At 57.7% G+C, this 17428-nt stretch carries 18 protein-coding genes; 15 read left to right on the forward strand and 3 right to left on the reverse strand.

Annotation, left to right across the window (positions count from 1 at the left end; genetic code table 11):
- Window positions 1-27 precede the first annotated feature (27 nt).
- Complete coding sequence (locus tag PPP56_RS13690) at window positions 28-696, forward strand: hypothetical protein (RefSeq protein WP_353564614.1); 669 nt, start codon at window positions 28-30, stop codon at window positions 694-696.
- A gap of 167 nt (window positions 697-863) precedes the next feature.
- Here the strand turns inward: PPP56_RS13690 and PPP56_RS13695 are convergent, their stop codons facing one another.
- Both PPP56_RS13695 and PPP56_RS13700 read right to left on the reverse strand, forming a co-directional pair.
- Entirely contained in the window at window positions 864-1160 is a 297-nt protein-coding gene (locus PPP56_RS13695; protein ID WP_353564615.1) for a Smr/MutS family protein, read from the reverse strand.
- A gap of 31 nt (window positions 1161-1191) precedes the next feature.
- Window positions 1192-2262 carry an isoaspartyl peptidase/L-asparaginase family protein gene (locus tag PPP56_RS13700; protein WP_353564616.1) on the reverse strand — a complete coding sequence of 357 codons (1071 nt, stop codon included), beginning with the start codon at window positions 2260-2262 and terminating at the stop codon, window positions 1192-1194.
- A gap of 391 nt (window positions 2263-2653) precedes the next feature.
- On the opposite strand from PPP56_RS13700, the gene PPP56_RS13705 reads away from it, so the two are divergent.
- The 8 genes from PPP56_RS13705 to PPP56_RS13740 all read left to right on the forward strand — a co-directional run bounded on the left by PPP56_RS13705 (window position 2654) and on the right by PPP56_RS13740 (window position 8803).
- Window positions 2654-3313: an RNA polymerase sigma factor gene (locus tag PPP56_RS13705; RefSeq protein WP_353564617.1), complete on the forward strand. Its 660-nt coding sequence runs from the start codon at window positions 2654-2656 to the stop codon at window positions 3311-3313.
- Between the two features lie 1029 nt (window positions 3314-4342).
- Window positions 4343-5677, forward strand: a complete 1335-nt coding sequence (locus PPP56_RS13710; protein WP_353564618.1) for a glycoside hydrolase family 19 protein — start codon at window positions 4343-4345, stop codon at window positions 5675-5677.
- A gap of 23 nt (window positions 5678-5700) precedes the next feature.
- Complete coding sequence (locus tag PPP56_RS13715) at window positions 5701-6111, forward strand: hypothetical protein (RefSeq protein WP_353564619.1); 411 nt, start codon at window positions 5701-5703, stop codon at window positions 6109-6111.
- A 25-nt stretch (window positions 6112-6136) separates the two neighbouring features.
- Window positions 6137-6559 (forward strand): hypothetical protein, encoded by a 423-nt coding sequence (locus PPP56_RS13720; RefSeq protein WP_353564620.1) that lies wholly within the window; start codon window positions 6137-6139, stop codon window positions 6557-6559.
- Between the two features lie 16 nt (window positions 6560-6575).
- Window positions 6576-7040 carry a hypothetical protein gene (locus PPP56_RS13725; protein WP_353564621.1) on the forward strand — a complete coding sequence of 155 codons (465 nt, stop codon included), beginning with the start codon at window positions 6576-6578 and terminating at the stop codon, window positions 7038-7040.
- Between the two features lie 110 nt (window positions 7041-7150).
- Window positions 7151-7549: a hypothetical protein gene (locus tag PPP56_RS13730; protein ID WP_353564622.1), complete on the forward strand. Its 399-nt coding sequence runs from the start codon at window positions 7151-7153 to the stop codon at window positions 7547-7549.
- Between the two features lie 75 nt (window positions 7550-7624).
- Window positions 7625-8356, forward strand: a complete 732-nt coding sequence (locus PPP56_RS13735; protein WP_353564623.1) for a hypothetical protein — start codon at window positions 7625-7627, stop codon at window positions 8354-8356.
- Window positions 8357-8587: 231 nt separating this feature from the next.
- Complete coding sequence (locus PPP56_RS13740; RefSeq protein WP_353564624.1) at window positions 8588-8803, forward strand: hypothetical protein; 216 nt, start codon at window positions 8588-8590, stop codon at window positions 8801-8803.
- A 172-nt stretch (window positions 8804-8975) separates the two neighbouring features.
- Here the strand turns inward: PPP56_RS13740 and PPP56_RS13745 are convergent, their stop codons facing one another.
- Window positions 8976-10169: a trans-sulfuration enzyme family protein gene (locus PPP56_RS13745; RefSeq protein WP_353564625.1), complete on the reverse strand. Its 1194-nt coding sequence runs from the start codon at window positions 10167-10169 to the stop codon at window positions 8976-8978.
- Between the two features lie 102 nt (window positions 10170-10271).
- Here PPP56_RS13745 and PPP56_RS13750 point away from each other — a divergent pair, with 102 nt between their 5' ends.
- The 6 genes from PPP56_RS13750 (at window position 10272) to PPP56_RS13775 (ending at window position 17337) form a co-directional block, all read left to right on the forward strand.
- Window positions 10272-10751, forward strand: coding sequence for an Lrp/AsnC family transcriptional regulator (locus PPP56_RS13750; RefSeq protein WP_353564626.1), 480 nt, complete (start codon window positions 10272-10274; stop codon window positions 10749-10751).
- A gap of 113 nt (window positions 10752-10864) precedes the next feature.
- The gene (locus tag PPP56_RS13755) at window positions 10865-13381 is read left to right on the forward strand and encodes an ABC transporter permease (RefSeq protein ID WP_353564627.1); all 2517 of its coding nucleotides are present in this window, start codon (window positions 10865-10867) and stop codon (window positions 13379-13381) included.
- 185 nt (window positions 13382-13566) lie between these two features.
- A complete protein-coding gene (locus PPP56_RS13760) occupies window positions 13567-13755 on the forward strand; it encodes a zinc ribbon domain-containing protein (protein WP_353564628.1) in 189 nt (62 codons plus the stop codon).
- Window positions 13756-13879: 124 nt separating this feature from the next.
- Window positions 13880-14620, forward strand: a complete 741-nt coding sequence (locus PPP56_RS13765) for a YggS family pyridoxal phosphate-dependent enzyme (protein ID WP_353564629.1) — start codon at window positions 13880-13882, stop codon at window positions 14618-14620.
- A gap of 447 nt (window positions 14621-15067) precedes the next feature.
- Window positions 15068-16372, forward strand: coding sequence for a DivIVA domain-containing protein (locus PPP56_RS13770; protein ID WP_353564630.1), 1305 nt, complete (start codon window positions 15068-15070; stop codon window positions 16370-16372).
- 125 nt (window positions 16373-16497) lie between these two features.
- Window positions 16498-17337 carry a purine-nucleoside phosphorylase gene (locus tag PPP56_RS13775; protein WP_353564631.1) on the forward strand — a complete coding sequence of 280 codons (840 nt, stop codon included), beginning with the start codon at window positions 16498-16500 and terminating at the stop codon, window positions 17335-17337.
- The last annotated feature ends 91 nt before the right edge of the window (window positions 17338-17428 follow it).

Raw genomic sequence — 17428 nt, forward strand, 5'->3', positions numbered from 1 at the left:
TTCTCAAAAACGCAAAAATAACCGGATATGTCTATACAATCGCGTGCAACAAAAGCGCTCGCATCCCCAAGCCGCCTCATAGGGGCGCTCCTGCTTCTGCTAATGATTGGCACTCCGCTGGCGCAGGCCCAGTCGGCCTTCGACCTGCAGTTTAGCGACCGCGCCCTGGCCACGCTGGAGCGCTCCGCCAAGGACGGCCTCACGCCCGAACGCTTCGCCGCATGGATGGTGGAGCACGGCGAGGTGAGTCTCGAAATCGACGGGGTAGAGGGCGAAATTTCCCCCCAGCTTATGATTGCCGTGTTTGACGGCGACGGCGCCCTCGTCGGGCAGAACGGTATTCCACTGCGCGCCGAGCGGGAGCGCCACACCCTCGGCGACATGGTCAATCGCCGCGACGTAGGACGGCTGGTCGGGCGAATTATACCGGGCTCCACCTGGAGCATACCAGGCGATGCGTTTATCCCCGGCGATACATTCTTCCCTGGCGATACATTCTTCCCGGGCAGTCACTTTGTATCGACCTCAGAAGAGGTGCTGCGCGTCGTGGCCGAGCAGAGCCGCGAAGCCAGTGCCCGCTTTGCCGACCGCGAGCGCGGCGCTCCGCACGGCATTGCGATCATGATCGTGCCTGAAGGGGAGCGGTTCGAGCAGCCCGTGCGTCCCGGAGGCGGCCTGTTCATCGCATGGATTTAACTGCCTGATGAGCCTAACCCGGTGCTTCACAGCACCAGCGTTGGGCCACGACCAAACACAAAGCGCGCCGCACTCCTGCGACAGTGGGAGCGTGGCGCGTGTGGTTTGGGGACGAGGGGCACACAATGGCACCACAGATATTCGGGACGAGAACGTTTGGGAAGAGGCTACTCCGGTCGCTCCGGCTCGGCCTCTGGATCGAGAAATGCGATAGTCGCGCCCCAGCTGCTTTTGTCGGTGGCCGGGCGGTGCCGCAGCACGAGCGGGTCGCGGTCGAGCAGCGCCACGACCCCTTTCCGTAGTTTACCCGTGCCCTTCCCATGAATGATCCGCACCCGGTAGATCTCCTTCTCATGACAGGCCCGCAGATAATCCGGCACCAGATCGCCAATGACACTCGGGTCGAAGACGTGCAGGTCGAGCACGCCGTTGATCGGGTATTCGGTTGGTTCAGAAGGCGTCATCGGAATATCGAAATGGGGAAAGCAAAAAGATCTACTCCGTGCGTTCTGCCTCTTCCGCATCGCCATAGATGCGCACGACACGCTCGCCGTCTGCATCGATTGAGGCCCGGTACATGCCTTCGGTGTTGAACGGCATGGCCACTGTACCCTCTGCATCCAGCGAAATGACGCCGCCGGTTCCCCCGAGGTCGGGCAGGGCATCATGAATCACCGCATCAGCGGCATCAGCCAGCGCCTGTCCGCCATGCTGCATGCGTGCCGCAATGTCGTGGGCAACGACGCTGCGGATGAAGTATTCGCCATGGCCGGTCGAGGAGACCGCGCAGGTGGCGTTGTCGGCGTAGGTGCCCGCGCCAATGATCGGCGAGTCGCCCACGCGTCCAAACTGCTTGTTCGTCATGCCGCCGGTCGAGGTGCCCGCCGCCAGGTTGCCGTCGCGGTCGAGCGCTACGGCACCGACGGTACCGAGCGGCGCGTCCATGTCTTCAGAGAGACGCAGGCTGGAGGTGGCGTCGTTGCTTCGTGCCTCACGGGCCTGCTGCAGGCGGCGCTCCGTGTGGAAGTACTCGTTGTCGACGCGCTCCAGGTCGAAGCCGTCTGCAAATACTTCAGCGCCTTCGCCTGCCATCATAACGTGTGGCGACTCATGCATAATGGTACGCGCCAGCTGAATCGGATTGCGCACCGTGGTCACGCCGGTGAGGGCTCCGGCGTTACGGGTTGCGCCATCCATGATAGAGGCATCCAGCTCTACGCGATCGTCGCTGGTAAAGACCGCCCCGTGTCCAGCATTGAAGAGCGGGTTATCTTCCATCACCATAATAGCCGCCTCCACAGCTTCGAGACTGGTGCCGCCGTCTTCAAGCACCGCATAGCCCGCATCGAGCGCCTCATGGAGCGCTTCGCGATAGGCTGCATCTTCGTCATCGGACATCGCATCCGATGAGATCACCCCGGCTCCGCCGTGGATGGCCAGCGCGATGGGGGCTTCCGCCGAGGGCTCTGACGAAGCCGCGCCGTTGCATCCCAGAAGCAGGGTGCTTCCTGCGAGAAGACTTACCGTGGCGAGCATGCCGATAAGGGAAGAGAAAGTGTACCGCATGATAGACAGTAGGGGTCGGGTAACGTATACGAAAACACACGAGCAGGGTAACGCCCGCATCCCGCAACCTACATAACAGGTGCGAGAAAGGCCACCGGCTTTATGGCAGGCCCCTTTTGTGCGTTGCCAATACGGCACGCATCCGCCAGAATGACGCGCCGCGCCATGATTTCACGGCTCTTTTCCACGTATTGAGTGGATTGCGGTAGATTGGACTGCAATTTGCTGCTATAATGTGTCCACCGAGTACAGGTAAGGAACAAGTCAAGGCGTACCGTATTCGTGACAACTTGCATTTGCGTTTGGTTTGGCTCGGCGTGAATATTAAGCGTGTACAATTAAAATACGCCCTGACTCCCACTGGCGTTTACGTAGCAATAGCAGCAGATATATGGCGAAGGACAAGACCGAAGTCGTAACCAAAACGAAGAAGGATACCAAGTCCTTCAACCGGTATGATGCGCTCCAGGACATGAGCGACGAAGATCTCATGTCGCAGTTTCAGGCGGGCACCGTTGAGGCGTTCAACATCCTCGTGGAGCGGTACTCCGACCGGCTTATGCAGTACCTCTATCGCTTTCTGGGCGATATGAAGCGCTGTGAAGACCTTCTGCAGGAGACGTTCCTGCGGGTGCACCGCAATCGCCATTCGTACCGGCGTATTGCGAAGTTTTCGACGTGGCTCTATACCATCGCCGGAAACCTGGCGCGTTCTGAGTACCGCAAGCGCAAGCGCCGCCGGATGCAGTCCATCCAGTCGGTGAACCGGGATAACGAAGAGTACGAGATGGAAATCCCGGACGAGTCGTTCTCGCCCGACAAGCATGCGGAGAGCACGATTCAGGATCACTACATTCAGGAGGCGATGAACGAGATTCCGCCCGCCTTCCGCGAGGTGGTGGTGCTGCGCGACATCCAGCAGCTGGCCTACGACGAGATTGCGGAGATCACCGGCCTGCCCATGGGTACGGTCAAGAGTCGCATCAACCGTGGACGAACCAAGCTGCAGGCGCTCCTGAAGGACGTCTACCCCTTCGAAGGCGAAAGCTGATCATACTCGGCCACATACAATTTCAGGGGGATGCGACACGTGTTGCTTCCCCCAACACACAGACCGCGCCCCATCGAGATGCTTCTCGGTGGGGCGTTTTTCTTGATGCGTCGATGTTGGTACTCATGAGCGAGAATTGTGAGCATAGCCGACAGTCTCCCTCGACGGGCGCAGGCGGATTCCCGTGTGCAGGAAGAAACAAGTGTAAACGGGCCATCACAAGCCGCTCCCCTGGAGAGGGGAGCTGTCGCGCAGCGACTGAGGGGTGGATCCGAAGCGGTACTTCATGTGACGGTCCCAGCCTGTGAGGCGTATGCTTCTGCCAGAGTGGAAGAGATGTTCGTAGAGCGCATGACCCGTGCCGATGTTGTAGGAGACCTTTCCCTCGACAGGAGCGAACGGTCTCCCGTTCGTCCCTACTACTGACACTGAAAATGTCAACAGGCATGCTCCTCTACAGGCTTCTGCCGCACTAACTTGGTTAGCATCGCCCGGAACGTCCGCTCCGCTCCCAGTTCTGGGCTACAGGTCGTTAGACATGTACACACTCCCCGTTAATCCATACTACCGATACCGAAGGCGTCTACGATAAATCCCACTCACAACTTCGTTACAATTCAACCTTGCAGATCTGCGGGGGGGGGGGGGCTACTCTATAACTGCATTTTAGCTGCCCGTCTTGCGCGTGCCGAGTGACGTATCTATCGGCATGCGTTCCATATCATCGCCGTCGGTACGAGGCGTGATCGGGCGCAATGATGCGGAGTGCTATTCAGCCGCGTCGGTGCTATGCTCGTCTGCTTTTCGGATTGCCTGCTCGTACCTGTGCTATTCTCCTTGTGGCCTTCGACGGCCTCTTCTCCGCGTTCCTCGTCTCTATCGCCTTTACTCCACTCCATTCCGCTCCTGCTGCTGGGCGGGCTGCTCCTTGTTGCAGGCTGCGACTCGTCTGTAGATCTGCAACCGGATGATACCGACCCCACGGCACGTACGGTGCCCGCCGATTCATCAAGTCTGACGCTGGCGCCGATGCCCACCGGATCCGAACTGCTCACGCCGGGCGAGCCGGCCCCGAAGAGCAATGCCGATGCCTCGGCGTACGGCTGCTACCTGGCCTCGCGACCGTTCTCTGACGACGTGTCGTTTCATAGCAAATACCTGCACTTTCCAGAGGAGATGGTAGAAGCGGCTGATGGAGAGACGGAACGATTTGCGTACGGGTTAGAGGTTTCAAGTCCGGAGATCACAGATCCGTTGAGTATCCGATATGCAAATTGCACTATTCCGTCTGCTGAGGGAGCGGAGGAGATGGTGTATGAGCAGCTCCTTTTGATTGGTGAAGAAGTGGCGGCTGAGGAAGCTCTGCACGAAGAAACGGGAGCTGCTTCGAAATCATGCACAACCTTTTCAAGATGGTACGTTGCATACTGTGCAGGTTCAATCTCGGACCCATACCAAAGTTGCACCCTCGGGTATGAAACCGTTACCATATGTGATGGAGGTGGATCAACAAATGACGATGGGTCCAATCCTTTTCCGGATGGAGGCAGTGGAGGAAGTCCCCCTGATGAAGACGGAGGCTCGGATGAATCAGAGTGTACAGATCGACGCGACCTCAATCCGGAGCCCGGGTCTGGGTGCGAACCTATGGACCCCTGCGAAAGCGACAACCCACCGGAGCATTGTGACGATGAGGAGGATGACCCATGTGTGCCTTCTCTGAGTGATCTGGAGTCCATTTTCGAGAACGCTGAAACAGAGGTCGTAGAGGATGTTCACGAGGCGATTGAGGAAAATATCTCCGAGTTTGACATTGGCGGAGAACTGGAGGTAGCCCATTTTCTCGGTCAAGTTTATCATGAGACTGGAGGACTCACAACGTTGGAAGAAGGGTTGAACTATACAACAGCCGAGCGACTTAAAGAGATTTGGCCAAGTCGCTTTTCAGAAACAGACCCGGATTTACCGGATCCAAATGACTACCTGGAAGACCCAGAAAAACTGGCCAACTACGTGTACGCAGATCGAATGGGTAATGGCGATGAGGAAAGCGGAGATGGCTGGAAATACCGAGGACGTGGGCTTTTTCAGTTAACAGGAAAAAACAACTATCAGGCATTCACCGACTTCTACCAAGATGAGTTTGATTCTTCTTTGGACTTTGTAAACACACCAGGTGAAATTGAAAGCGATACCGAATTGGCAACCATAAGCGGAATGTGGTTCTACGACGAAAATGTTCTAAGCCATATTGATGAAGTTACAATCGAGGATGTAACCCGTCTGATTAATATTGGAAGAGCCGGTCAAGAGGAACGTGAAAGTAAAACGAACGAGGCTGAGCAAGCTATCGATTGCCAATAATCTTTAACTAATGCTTCTGAGACATGAACAATAGTCATTTTTCAATCCTATTTATTTTTTTGATGGCAATTATACATGTCAGTTGTTCTGGCGTCGCATTTGCTCAAGAGTTTGACCCCGAAGAAGTTGAACAGCAACTCATGGGTACATGGGTTGCGGAAGCCGATCCTAAATCGAGGTGGGTCTTTACGGAAGACACGCTTCAAGACTACTACGATGGAGAGCTTCAAGCTGAAGACCCATTTTCGGTAGTCCACGAATGTAGAGGTGAAGAGGTGAAAGAACATGATGCAGGAATGCTTTTGGTAGAGTCACAATCGGGTGCGGACATCTGTGCAGTCATCCAAGGGCTATCTGAGGAGCGACTGACACTGCTATCCATTCCGTCAGGCCGCCTCATACTTTTTGTGCGGGAAGATCACATGGGACATTGAACCCTCTCGCTAACGAATCCGAGTTATGTCTGCTCAACCACTCTTGCAACGCTGCTGGATTGCAGCATGCGTGCTGTGTGTGGTTGTGGCTCCGGGCTATGCCCAAGAATTCGATCCCGGCGAGGTTGAAGAGCAACTTGTGGGTACGTGGGTGGCGGAAGCCGATCCTAAATCGAAGTGGGTATTCATGGAAGACGGTACGCTAAAGAAATATGTTGAGGACGAGTTAGACCAGACCGTCAGTTATGAGGTCAATGCGCAGTGTGAGGATCCCTTTTATGGCCCGTTGGAGGCTTCATCTCACCAAGTCGCAATGCTTGAATTGACACGCTCCGATGGAACGGTTTCATGCAAATACATCACGCAATGGGTAGAGGACGACCCCGAGCGCCCAGAGTATTTTACGCTTGGCACGGAGCACGAGACTATACTATTTGAACGTCAATAACTGTGAAGGATAGAGCATGCATCATTACCTATCCGCACTGGCAGTTCTCCTCATTCTCACAAGTGCAACCAGTGAACTTGCACACGCCCAGGCAAATGGCTGTCCCGAAGAAGGCAATGACCGCGCTCGGGCACAGGTGATGAGCATGTTAGACGACCGTCAAGATATACTTCAGCGAGACGGCATCGACGTATCTCCCAGCGAACTGCGGCTGATGACCAACGACCAGGACCCTGATGCCTGTGCAGAGATTGCCGGTCCTGCCCTGACCCGAAATGCGGAAGCAGAAGACGGCTACAGCTACAATCTCTTCTTCTACGCAACAAACCATCATTACTACAAGGTTAATCAACTGCGTCCGCTGGATCGTTGGGTGCGCGCTGTGTGTGGTCGTGGCTCCGAACTACGCAGGGGCCAAGGAGGAAGAGACTCCTTGCTATCGCGAACCTGGGCCAGGTCACGACCCATCAACGCGAAGTGAGGCCAGTGAATCGGTAGCCGGAGACTGGAAGTGAAGCGGACGTCTCCGGCGGGGCGTACCCGCCTTTCAGAAAAACTAAAAACATGATCTTTGCAAGATTCATTACTGTTTTGGCTTTGCTGGTTGTGCTACCCATCAAGACAGCTTCATCACAAAGCATAACCGAGTGCCCCCCTCCACGCTCAGAAGCAGAGGAGATGGTTGAATCGTACCTGACGGAAGACCAGTGGTCCGATAATCGTACCCGGCACGGTGTTTCCGCCGCTATTGGGGAGGTTCGGGTGCTCACCGAAGAGCATGATTCTGAAGCGTGTGGGCAGCTTATCGGAAGTGGCCTTGAAGGCGGGCCATATCGTGACCACAGCTTCTATGCCTCCGACTCATACTACTTCTTGGTTACGTACGTGCGCCCTCCGTCAGAATGGCCAGAGGATAGGCTTCCTGCTGGAAGAGCGGGAATAATTGTTTTCGATGATGCATTCGATGTCGTGACCATTGTCATGATGTAGACTGGGTCTTCTGAAGCCATTTCGCTTGTATCACTGTATCCGAAAGCGTGCGGGTCTTCAACGCCGACTACGTACTTGTCGGTAACCATCTGCGACCAAGCATCCAAACGCTATGTATCGCACCCCCTTTTGCAACGCTGCTGGCTCGTGGCGTGGATGCTGTGCCTGGTCGCGGCTCCGGGCTATGCTCAGGAGATAAGAGTAACATCAGATGAAGGCACGCATGGCCAGACCGAAGATGTACCGTACATCCAGGCAAGTGATCTACAGCATGTCACAGTGCATCGTGAAAGCGCGATTGGAGAAAGCGAACCTGCCGAGTCGGTCCTTGGACAGCCCCCTGCTTTTGCGGAGCTCATATCCGCCTCTTCGTTGGAAGAGGTATACCGATTGTTAGGAAGCCCGAATGCCACAGACCAAACCGACTTTCCGAGGGGCCGGTCCGTGCATACACTGAGGTATGATGGGGCAACAATCGAATACGAAATTTATCAAGATGGCCCTCGGGGCGTGACATCGCTGGAGATGAGCTCGTCAGACTGGAAACTTGCCATTGGAGAAGAAAAGATCTACCCCGGAATGGCCCTCTCCGAACTGAGTGCTGCACTCAGAACCACTCGTCGCTCAGGTGACACTGCCCCTTTTGATAATCCTGATATCGATACCTACATTGCGATCCCCATTGCTGAAGAGAGCGAGGACGGATCGCCAGCGATTGAGGACATGGGGCGGACCCAGTTTGTATTGTACATCAACGATGATACCGAAACGGTTGAAATGATTCGTTTTCAACGTCCTCCGCTGTAGTGTCGGCATGAGACTCAAATGCGTTACCTATCGGCACTTGCCGCCCTCTTTATTTTCATAAGTGGGACCAGTGAACTTGCACATGCCCAGGCAAATGGCTGTCATGGAGTTGAAAGTAACGCCCCACAGTCGTACATCTACCAGTTTATTACGGAAGACTGGGATAGACTCGTTGAAGCAACACCTGGTTCTGAGTCGTTTCCGCCCCCTTCTGCTGAGTCCCTGCGAGTCATGACGAACGAACAGGACGCCGATGTCTGTAATGAGATTGGGCACCCCCACGAAGTAGATGACTTTCAAAGTTACTTCTACACGGCAGGCGAGTATTACTTCGAAATGTACTACCCAAAGTACGATCCTGACAATCCGTCTACGGAAGGTCCGGTATTCATAGTTAACAAAAGGGACGCGGAGGGAGGAATGCGCTCAATCTTTATGACGATTTAAGCTTTGCATGGGGCAAAACGGGGTGGGGTGTGCTCACAGAGTGCGCGACGAAACTCGAGCGAACCTTCACAGCATCGGCTTTCCAGGCCGATCCATGTCCCACACCAATGCCCCGGTAGCCGGAGACTGAAAGCAGAGCGGACGTCTCCGGCGACAGCACTCCATCCGCCCTCTACGCCGCCACTACACACGCCTCCAGCGCTTGCTCCAGATCATTCCACAGCGCATCCGCTCCTTCCAGTCCCACCGAGAGCCGCACCAAGCCGGGCGTGATGCCGTGATCGGACTTTGCGTCGTCGGCCACCACGCCGTGGGTGAGCGAGGCCGGATGCTGGATGAGCGTGTCGGTGGAGCCCAGGCTCACAGCAGCGGTGATGAGCGATACGGCTTCCACCGCAGCCCGTGCGGCCTCGTACGTACCCAACTCGAATGAAATCAGCGTGCCGGGGCCGTCCATCTGCCGTGTGTAGCAGGCAGCGGCGTCGTATCCCGGAAAATGAACGGCTTGCACCGCCAGGTGCGCCTGAAGCCGGTCGGCCAGGGCGGTGGCGGTGGACTGCGCGCGCTCCACCCGGGCCGGAAGAGTGGGCATGCTGCGATGCATCAGGTAGGCGGCGTGCGGATGCAGCAGCGCGCCGGTGGCCACGCGCACATGACGCAGCGCCGCGGCCCAGTCCGCATCCGAGGTCGAGACGACCCCGCCCATCACATCGCCGTGTCCGCCCAAAAATTTCGTGGCGCTGTGCAGGGAGAGCGTGGCCCCGTGCTCCAGCGGACGCTGAATGACGGGGGGCGCAAAGGTCGAATCCACCACGACCGGCACGTCTCCTGCTTGGTCGACTACCGCCTGGATGTCCACCAGGTCGAGCGTCGGGTTGGCGGGCGTCTCAATCATCACGAGGGCGGTGGCAGGGCGCATCGCCTCTGCAATGCTATCGGGGTTGGCCCATGACACGTCGATACCGATCAGGTTGCTGGTGAGCAGGTGGTCGGTCGTGCCGTAGATGGGGCGCACGGCCACGACATGCGGGGTAGCGCTGTCGTTGCGGAGCGTGCGCGTGGCCATCAGCACAGCGGTGACGGCGGCCATGCCTGAGGCATACGCCACGGTGTCGGTTGCGCCTTCCAGTTCGGCTACCGCCTGCTCGGCGCGCGCTACCGTGGGATTGTGCAGCCGAGCGTAAACCGGCGTTTCGGCGGTGGCCGCGCCGTGCGCCAGCTCGGTTAGACTGCGAGCGGCAGCGTCCATATCATCGAACGGATACGTCGAAGACAGGTCAATGGGCGGCGCGTGCTTGCCAAGTGCGCGCACCGAAGCGCGTCCGGCATGAACCGCGGTGGTGTACAGATCATCAGAAGCAGACATAGCGCACCGGAGAGCGATGGGACAAGAACGTAACGTACCCGTATAATCGGAAGCGCTTACAGTATCCGCAAGCGTTCCGAATTATCTTCGCTCGATTCCACTATGGCTACGCTCGACCAAACCGACTGCAAAATCCTTCGCATCCTACAGAAGAATGCTCGCATCCCCAACAAAACGCTGGCTGAGCGGGTCGGACTCGCCGAATCCACCTGTCTGATGCGGGTGCGGCGGCTGCGCGAAGAAGGTATTATTGAGGGCACGCGCACGGTGGTGGATGCGGAGGCGCTCGGCATTGGCGTGCAGGCGATGGTGGCGGTGCAACTGCGGAGCCACTCGCGCGCCACGGTTGAGCAGTTTCAGCAGGCCGCGGTGCAGCGTCCAGAGGTGGTGGTCTGCTACCATCTGGGCGGACGCACCGACTTTCTGCTGCACGTCACCGTTCGCGATCCGGCCCATCTGCGCGACCTGATCCTGAGCGCCTTCACCGCCCGGGACGAGGTGCAACAGGTCGAAACATCGCTCATCTACGACCAGCAGCACACCGACGCCTGGCCCATCTACCCCGAGGCGCGCCGCTCGTAGGGCGCACTCATCGTCGCATCAGACGTAAACCTTTTGTCGGGGGCGAATCCTCTTCGGAGGCCGGCTCGTCTCATTCGGTCCGAAACCGTCTTCTGCATCCCAACAACATACGCATGAACCGTTTTACGCTCTCTATGGCCTGGCGCGACAGCCGGGGCAGCCGCGGACGCCTGGTGCTGTACCTGTCGGCGCTGGTGGTAGGGGTGGCGGTGCTCGTAGCCATCAACGGGTTTGGGGATAACCTGACCCGCACCATCAACGATGAGGCGCGTCAGCTGCTGGGGGCCGACCTTGGGTTTGAGCACAACGACCGCTTCCCTGAGCGAGTCGAAGCGGTGGCCGACTCGATCGGCGGCACGCAGGCGCGGCGCATCTCGTTTCAGTCGATGGTTGCGTTTGGAGATGCGGGCACGCGCCTCTCCACAATCCGCGCCACCGAGCCTGGATACCCGTTCTACGGCGAGGTTGAGGCAGTCCCGGAAGGAAGCTATGAGGACCACGCCAAGCAGGGGGAGGCGCTGGTGGATGCGACGCTCTGGGATGAGTTCGACCTGTCGGTGGGCGACTCCATTCGGGTAGGCCGCAACTGGTACCCGGTGGCCGGGCGCGTTGAGCAGATGCCGCGTGAATCGGGCATCATGTCGTCGTTCAGTCCGCGCGTGTACGTGCCATACGAGGGCCTCGACACCACGCTGCTGGGGCCGGGCAGCCGCGCTGAGCACGAGCTCTACTTCCGCTTCGACGACGACCGCGACGTGGAGGCGCTCATCGCAGACATCCGGCCCACTATGCAAGAGGCGGGGGTAAGCATCGAAACGGTTGAGCAGGCAGCGGGCACATGGGAGCAGGGACTCGGTAATCTGTACCGGTTTTTGAGTCTGGTGGGATTCATGGCGCTGATCTTAGGGTGCATTGGTATTGCCAGCGCCGTGCATGTATACATCCAGCAGCGCCTGACTTCGGTGGCGGTGCTGCGCTGCCTGGGTGCAAAATCGGGACAAACCTTTCGGATCTACCTCACGCAGGCAGCCGTGCTGGGCGCATTTGGCGGAGCACTGGGTACAGCGCTGGGCGTGCTGATGCAGATGGGCGTTCCATACGTACTGGAGGATTTTCTACCCGTACCGGTCGCGTTCTCCGTATCGCTGCGTGCAGTAGGGCTTGGGCTTGGTATGGGCACAGCGGCAACTGTGCTGTTCGCGCTGATTCCGCTCCTCCCGGTTCGGCGCGTGTCGCCGCTGCAAGCGCTTCGGCATCAGGAGACAGGAACCGGTGGGCGAGACTGGGCACGCTGGGCCGTAGCCATCGCGATTGGCGGTGCACTCACGGGGTTTGCTATAGCCCAGGCGCCCACCTGGCAGATCGGACTGGGCTACGCAGCCGGGCTGGTCGCGGTCTTTGCCGCGTTGGCAGCGCTCGCGTATGCGCTCATGGTTGCACTGCGCCGTCTCGTGCCCCGGCAGTGGAGCTACCCCTGGCGACAGGGGCTGGCCAACCTGCACCGGCCTCACAATCAGACGACCGTGCTGCTCGTCGCGCTGGGGCTCGGTACGTTTCTGATCGCTACCCTGCTGATCTCCCAGGAAACGATCCTGTCGCAGATTCGCATCTCCGGCGAGGGCGAGACGCGTCCCAATATGGTTCTGTTCGACGTGCAGCCCGACCAGGTGCAGGGCGTTACCGAAACCATTGAGGGCGCCGGAGCGCCGGTGCTCGACGCGTCGCCGATCGTAACGATGCGCCTGTCGGCCGTAAACGGACGACCGGTTAGCGAGCTGCGCGAAGACCCTGAGGTGCGTACCACATGGGCACACCGCCGCGAATACCGATCGACCTACCGTGATTATCTGACAGAGAGCGAGGAGATTGTTGCAGGCACCTTCGTCACCGAACGGGTAGACGGAAGCGAGCCCGTGCCCGTATCGCTTGAAGAAGGAATTGCCGACGAACTGAACGTATCGCTGGGCGACCAGCTTACGTTCGACGTACAGGGGCAGCCCATCACCACCGAAGTGCGCAGTCTCCGCGAAGTCGACTGGCAGCGCATCGGCACCAACTTCTTCGTGGTGTTTCCGCCCGGCGTGCTCGAAGAGGCCCCGCAGATCTACGCCATGCTCAGCCGCACCGACGACACCAGTCACGCCACAACAGTGCAGCGTGCCGTGGTCGACGCATTCCCCAACGTATCGATTATTGATCTAACGCTGGTGCTGCGCACGGCCCAAGATCTGTTCGACCGGCTCGGGTACGTGATTCGCGTTATGGCGCTCTTTAGCGTGCTCACCGGGCTGCTTGTGCTGCTGGGCACGCTGCTTGTAAACCGCTACCAGCGAGCCGGAGAGAGCGTGCTCTTAAAGACGCTCGGCGCCTCGCGCACAACCGTACTTAAAATTCTGGCCATTGAGTATCTCCTGATTGGGACGCTTGCTGCGGCAGCAGGTATCGGACTCGCTATCGTGGCGGGCTGGACACTCGCTACGTTTGTCTTTGATGGCGCCTTTGCGGTGGCCTGGGGCGAACTCGCGATCACCTTTGCTGTGATCGTAACGTTGGTTCTCGGACTCGGGCTGTTCAACAGCCGTACGCTTTACGACAAGCCACCAATGGACGTCTTGCAGGCTGAGGCATAAGAACAAACCCCGTAACAGTGATAGCTTTCCTCGGTACGGAGCAGTAAGGACACGCGGGACCGCACGCTTTGCTTATTGAGTGGCATTAACATTTTGAGTGGTATTAACATTACTTGCCATCCGGTAAATCCCGTACCATGGAGCAACGAACAAGACAAGCGCTTCCGAAACTCTGAACGCATTCTATGCTCGAACATTCGTTTACATGTCCATACTGCTGGGAGACACTCACCGAACAGGTCGATCCGGTTGAGGGGACCCACGAGTACGTAGTCGACTGCTGGGTCTGCTGTCGGCCCATCCAGGTGCGTGCAGTCGTGAAGAGCGGACGGATCGTCTCGTTCGTGGCTCAGCCGTCGGGGGGACACGCGTAGCACCTTCAACGTGGCTCGTACCCATCATCGCAGCACGTCTGATACGAAGCCCACCTTCTGGATAAGCATCCATACCTCTGATCCTTCATTCTGTACCAACGAATCATTCTGTTGAACGCATACCATGCCTGAAACCGCGCCTAATCCCGCAACGCAACTTTCTCCGCAAGCCGTACAAGACCGCGTCGACACCGTGCGCGAGCGCATCGCACAAGCCTGTGAGCGGGTCGGACGCGATACCGATGAAATCACCATCGTCGCCGTGTCGAAGACGTTTCCGATGCAGGCGATTACGTCGGGGGTTGCGGCCGGACTTACGCACTTTGGCGAGAACCGCGCCCGTGCTCTTCGTGACCGCGTCGAAGAGCGTCCGGGTCAGTGGAAAGGGGGAGACGTATGCTGGCATATGATTGGACATCTGCAGACGAATAAAGCCAAATTCGTGGCGCGCCATGCCGACCGGTTTGAGGCTCTCGACAGCCCGCGTCTTGCCGAAGAGCTTGATAAACGCGCGGCGAAGAACGATCGTGTTATTCCCTGCTTTGTACAGGTGAATATCAGCGGTGCTGATCAAAAGTACGGGCTTCCTCCTGAAGACCTCCATGGTTTTCTGAATGCATGCGAGGCATACGAGCATCTAAAGATTGATGGACTCATGGGAATGGCGTCGTTTGTGGATGATTCTGAAACGGTACGTTCCGAATTTGCGCACCTGCGCACATTGGCTGAAACGTACACCGGAGGCGCAGCGAACGTGTCACTTGAGCATCTTTCGATGGGAATGAGCAACGACTTTGAGGTGGCTATAGAAGAGGGGAGCACGATGGTCCGTATCGGAAGTGCTATCTTCGGGCCGCGCTCGTAAGAGCAGTCTTTTGGATGTGGGCGCCCAGGTATGGAGATGCTACGTGGTTACGCAAAGAGACTCGTTCAGCCCAGAAAGCAGGTCAATCTGAGGAGTACTCATAAATGGCACTGTGTGCAGAACAGGCGAAACAGAATGGAGGGCTCCTCGTGAAACACCTGTAACAGGTTTATGCAGTCGTAGCCCGTAATAGTCATGGTTAGAGCCAGGTTGTAAAGCCAAGCCTGGTCAAGTAACCGTTGGTGCCCAGGTCACATGAGTACGTTCGGTGGCTGCGTTGCGCTGCAACGGTGTAGCATAGATCTTGCGCTGTTAATACGCACTGTAACAAACACCCCGCAACAGACTCTGCTTGAGGAGCGATCAGGCAGTCCTGAAGACGGCACGTACGACTGAAACAGGGGCTGTTTACTGCTCACAGTCTTTCCCACACCGACAACTCAGCACATGAAGCTTACGCCCCTCGATATCCGTAAACAAGACTTCGACCGCAGCCTGCGCGGATACAGTGTGGAAGAGGTTGAGAACTTCCTGGAAATGGTGGCTGACCAGTGGGAAGAGTTGGAGAACGAGACGCGGCGTGCGAAAAATCGCGCCGAAGAGCTCGAACAGCAGATGTCGCACGTCGAAAAGGTCGAAGATGCCCTGCAAGAGGCGCTCTCGGCCACACGTGAGAACGCAGAACAGCATCTGAGCAATGCGCGCGACAAAGCAGAAAACATTGTCGAGCGTGCCGAAGCAAAGGCAGAGCGCATTAAAGCAGAGGCCGTAAAGGAGCGTAACGCCATTCAGCAACAGACGCATGCCGTTGAGCAGCGTCGCCAGCAGATCGCGTCACGGCTGCGGGCGTTCCTGCAGGCCGAGCTCGAAATGCTCTCGGAGTACAAGAAAGGCGATGCCGATCCGCAGGAGATGCCGCAGAATCTGCGCTCAGATATCGGGTCGCTTGATACCCTGGCAGACACCGATATGCAGCGTCCACCTGCCGAAGCGGCATCTGTTCAGCAGAGTGAACCTGCGCCTTCAGAGGCAACACCCGAATCCAAAAAACATGAGGCATCGACGCCTGAAGAGGCCGTTGTAGAAGCCACTGAACAAGCCCCGGAGCCGGCTCCTGCCGTGCCTTCGGAAGAAAAACCGGTCGCTCGTGATGAAGCGGAGGCATCAGAACCGGTTTCGCACGAGGAGGGGGAAGATGCTACCGACGAGTTCGACTTTTCTGATGTGCTTGGCGGAGGCGAAGACGAAGTAGAAAGCAGCACAGTGGCTCCTGCCGAAGAGACAACCGCGGAAGAGACGCCTGCGGAAGAGGCAGAGATGGAGTTCGCTTCGATGTTCGACGAGCCTACCCAAGATAACGGCCCTTCTACGGAAGAGTTCGAATCGCCAGCGGCCGAAGCCGTCGACGAGGCAGAAGAAGACGACGAGGACGAGGAAGACGATCTGGAGCGAGCAATGCGTTCGCTTTTCCCTGTCCTTGAATCCACAACAGGTGGCAAAAAGAAGTCGAAGAAAAAAAGCAAGTCCAAAGACGCTTCATCGAGCTCAACCTCGACCTCCGAAGAGCCGGCTGCAGAAGTGAGTCCGAGCGAGTCGCAGTTTGAGGCGATCAAGCGCGATGTGCAGCAACGCGAGTCAAAGCAGAAAGAGAAGGGCGCTTCGCAGAGCAAATCGCGCCGAACGAAAGACGAAGACGAGGCGTCGACAGAGGAAATCGAAAAGATCTGGAGCATTCTGGAAGACATGGACTAATCGGCCCGCTCTCAGAGCCGAACGAGTTGCATGTGTTGCCTGTATTTGCAAGCATGGAGAGGGTAGCGTGGTTCACGCGCTGCCCTCTTTTGTGTTGACCTCCTGCATAGTTTCCCAATTGTCATATGGCCGCGTCTGTACTGGATCCTGATACCCACCTTGCTCATGTCAATACAGCTGCGGAGGCGGTCCGCGCGCTACTATCTGACAGGCCGCGCATTGGGATCATCGCTGACCCTGTAACCGAGCCGCTTGTTGAAGAGATGACGTCTGCAACAGCAATCGATTTTGCAGACGTCCCGCATCTTCCAGCACCGGGCGAGACCGACGCGCATCGCTTTATTGCAGGAGAGCTGTGGGAGCAGGACGTTCTCGTTGTACCCCATGCCCTGCATCTATACGAGGGCATCTCGGCACGCGAGAGCGCGCTGCCGGTTCGCATCATGGGGGCGCTTGGCATTGAGACCCTCATTGCGACCGCTGCAGCAGGAAGCGTGAATCCGCATTACACGCCAGGCGAGGTTATGCTTCTTGCTGATCACATCAATCTGCAGGGCGCTAACCCGCTTGAAGGGCCAAACGTAGATGCGTGGGGGCCGCGCTTTCCCGACATGAGCAATCCGTACGACCCAGCGCTGCGCGAGGTGGCGCATCAGGCAGCGCTTCGGGCAGGCGAGCGTCTGCAAGAAGGGATCTACCTGGGGGTGCCCGGACCCAACACACAGACAAAGACCGAATATCGCTTCATGCGCCACGTAGGCGCCGACGCGGTGGGCACAGGCCTGATTCCTGAAGTCATTGCAGCGCGTCATATGGACCTGCGTGTGCTCGCAGCCGTGGTCATCACGGATGCCTGCTTTGCAGACACCCTCGAACCGACATCCGCGGCAGAGGTCGCTCAGGCTGCTGAAACGGGACGTGCGCGTCTGAAGCAGGTGCTCACGCACTTGATGCCCCGCCTGTAAGCGTCTGGTTCCTGTCCGGGCGGATGCGTTTGCATCCCCCTGAGACCCTGAACACGCCCACCCCACAGAGCACATGCGGCATCTTAGCTGC

The sequence above is a fragment of the Longimonas sp. genome (assembly GCF_040409695.1).
Classification (GTDB): domain Bacteria; phylum Bacteroidota; class Rhodothermia; order Rhodothermales; family Salinibacteraceae; genus Longimonas.